This is a genomic window from Mesorhizobium sp. B1-1-5 (assembly GCF_006443065.1).
GTDB lineage: Bacteria > Pseudomonadota > Alphaproteobacteria > Rhizobiales > Rhizobiaceae > Mesorhizobium.
Genome location: NZ_VFWS01000232.1, coordinates 1 through 2338, shown reverse-complemented (window position 1 = coordinate 2338; position 2338 = coordinate 1). Strand labels below are relative to the sequence as shown.

At 67.0% G+C, this 2338-nt stretch carries 3 protein-coding genes; all 3 read left to right on the top strand.

Features of this window, described 5'->3' with window-relative positions; all coding sequences use genetic code 11:
- The first annotated feature begins 88 nt into the window (after positions 1-88).
- Positions 89-1195 carry a DUF1513 domain-containing protein gene (locus FJ980_RS29815; protein ID WP_140547204.1) on the top strand — a complete coding sequence of 369 codons (1107 nt, stop codon included), beginning with the start codon at positions 89-91 and terminating at the stop codon, positions 1193-1195.
- Positions 1196-1305: 110 nt separating this feature from the next.
- Positions 1306-1983, top strand: a complete 678-nt coding sequence (tsaB, locus tag FJ980_RS29810; protein ID WP_140547203.1) for a tRNA (adenosine(37)-N6)-threonylcarbamoyltransferase complex dimerization subunit type 1 TsaB — start codon at positions 1306-1308, stop codon at positions 1981-1983.
- On the top strand, positions 1983-2338 hold a 356-nt coding region (locus FJ980_RS29805; protein ID WP_140547202.1), incomplete at its 3' end, for an N-acetyltransferase. The genes tsaB and FJ980_RS29805, both read left to right, overlap by 1 nt.

Sequence of the window (2338 nt, the reverse complement as noted above, 5' to 3'; positions counted from 1 at the left end):
CCTCCAGCCTGTCGACCCTGTTCGGCACCAGGCTGACCGCCGAATTCGGCCTGACCGCCGGTTTTTCCTCGCTGGATGGGGACTGAGCGTGAAAACCTCCCTCATTGACCGTCGCGATTTCCTGAGAGCCGCGGGCATCGGTTTTGCCGCCGCGATGGCGCCGCCGGCCTGGGCAAATACGCTTGCCGCCGATGCCGTCTTCGCCACCGCCTTCGTCAAGCGCGACGGCAGCTATGGCGCCGCAATCCTGTCCGAGGCCGGCAAGCTCCTGCACGCGATCGACTTGCCCGACCGCGGCCACGACGTCACCTTCGATCCCATATCGAAGCGCTCAGTGGTGTTCGCCCGCCAGCCCGGCACCTTCGCCGTGGTCTTCGATCACGCCGGGCGCGATGAACCGCTGACCATCGCCAGCATCACCGGCCGGCGATTCTTCGGCCATGGCGTGTTCTCCCCGGACGGCGCCTTGCTTTATGCCACCGAGAACGATTTCGACAACGCGGCCGGCGTCGTCGGCGTCTACGACGCGCGGGCGAAATTCAAGCGCCTTGGTGAATTCCCGACCTATGGCATGGGACCCCACGAGCTTCTGCTCCTGGGCGACGGCAGGACGATCGCCGTTGCCAATGGCGGCATCGAGACTCATCCCGATTATGGCCGCGCCGAACTCAACATCGCCACCATGAAGCCGTCCTATGTGCTCATCGACCGTGTCACCGGCGATCTGGTCGAGAAGCACGAATTGCCGGCGGCGCTGCACCAGCTGTCGATCCGCCACATGGACACCGACCAGACCGGCACCGTCTGGTTCGGCTGCCAGTACAGGGGGCCCGGCACCGACCGTCCGCTGCTGGTCGGCCGCGCCGCGCGCGGCAAGGATTTGCAGCTCCTCGACATGCCGCGGGATGTCCTGTCCGGCTTCCGCAACTATATCGGTTCCGTCGCCGCCAATCCGGTTGCCGGCACCATTGCCGTCTCTTCGCCGGAAGGCAATTCGCTTGTGGTGATCGATGCGGCGAGCGGGCGGCTCGTCTCGTCAAGCGCACTGGTCGAGGTCTGCGGCGTGGCGCCCGACGGGACGGGTTTCATGGCTACCACCGGAGCCGGCGAAATCGTCGAGGGCAATGGCGCGACACGGTCCGAACCGGACTATGTCTGGGACAACCACATGCTGCGCATAGCGCCTGCCGCATAGACACCGTTCCCGCTGCGGCGGAACGAAGCCGCTTAACAAATTATGCGCTATCCCCTTGCGGTGGCGCGCTGTGGCAGGCACAGGGAATTGTTTTTCGAACCGGTCGTTTCATGAAAGTGCTCGCCATCGACTGTGCCGCCAACCTCTGCGCCGCCTGCGTCTATGATGCCGGGGCGAGGCAGGAACTCGGCCGCGCGGTGCTCGATCTAGGCAAGGGCCATGCCGAGCATCTGATGGCAGTCATCGCCGAGGCGCTGAAGGCCGGCGCAACCGCCTATGCCGGCCTTGGCGCCATCGCCGTCTCCGTCGGCCCCGGTTCCTTCACCGGCCTGCGCGTCGGGGTTTCCACGGCGCGTGGCCTGGCGCTGGCGCTCAAGGTGCCTGCAATCGGCGTGACGACGCTCGAGGCGCTGGCGGCCGAGACGGCAGGGGCATTTCCCGGCCGCGCCGTGCTGGCCGCGCTCGATGCCGGCCGCGAGGAGATCCATGCCGCTCTCTATGATGAAATGTCGGTTTTGACTTACGGTCCGGCCGTGGTCACGCTGGCGGATGCCGTGGCCATGGCGAACGAGCGGTCTTCGGTGCTCGCCGGAACCGCCGCGACGCGGATCGCGGCATCCGCCGGACGCGCCTTCGACATCGGACCCGAGACGGCGACCGCGGACATTCTCACTTACGCCCGCCTGGCGGCCGCCAAGGGCGAGGGCGAGAGGCCGAAACCTCTTTATCTGCGCGGCGCCGACGCCAAGCCGCAGGCCGGGTTCATACTTTCCAGGCAAGGGAAATAATGCGCATACCTTTTCTCCAGCCGCGCCGCCGCGATTACGCGCTCGAACCGCTCAGGACCACCGACAGTCCGGCGGTCTCGCTGCTGCACCGCGAGGACTTCGTCCGCCCCTGGACCGATGGCGAGTTCGCGGCCTTGCTCGAACAGGACACCGTGTTCGGCTATGCCGCGCGCGAAACCGGGCACGGCGCCAAGCCGCCGGTCGGCTTCGTGCTGGCCCGGCTGGCGGCCGGCGAGGGCGAGATCCTGACCGTTGCAGTGGCGCGGTCGCATCGCCGCCAGGGGCTCGGCTGGCAGTTGATGGATGCGGTGCTGCGCGAGCTTCATGCGCAGCGCGCCGAAGCGCTCTTCCTCGA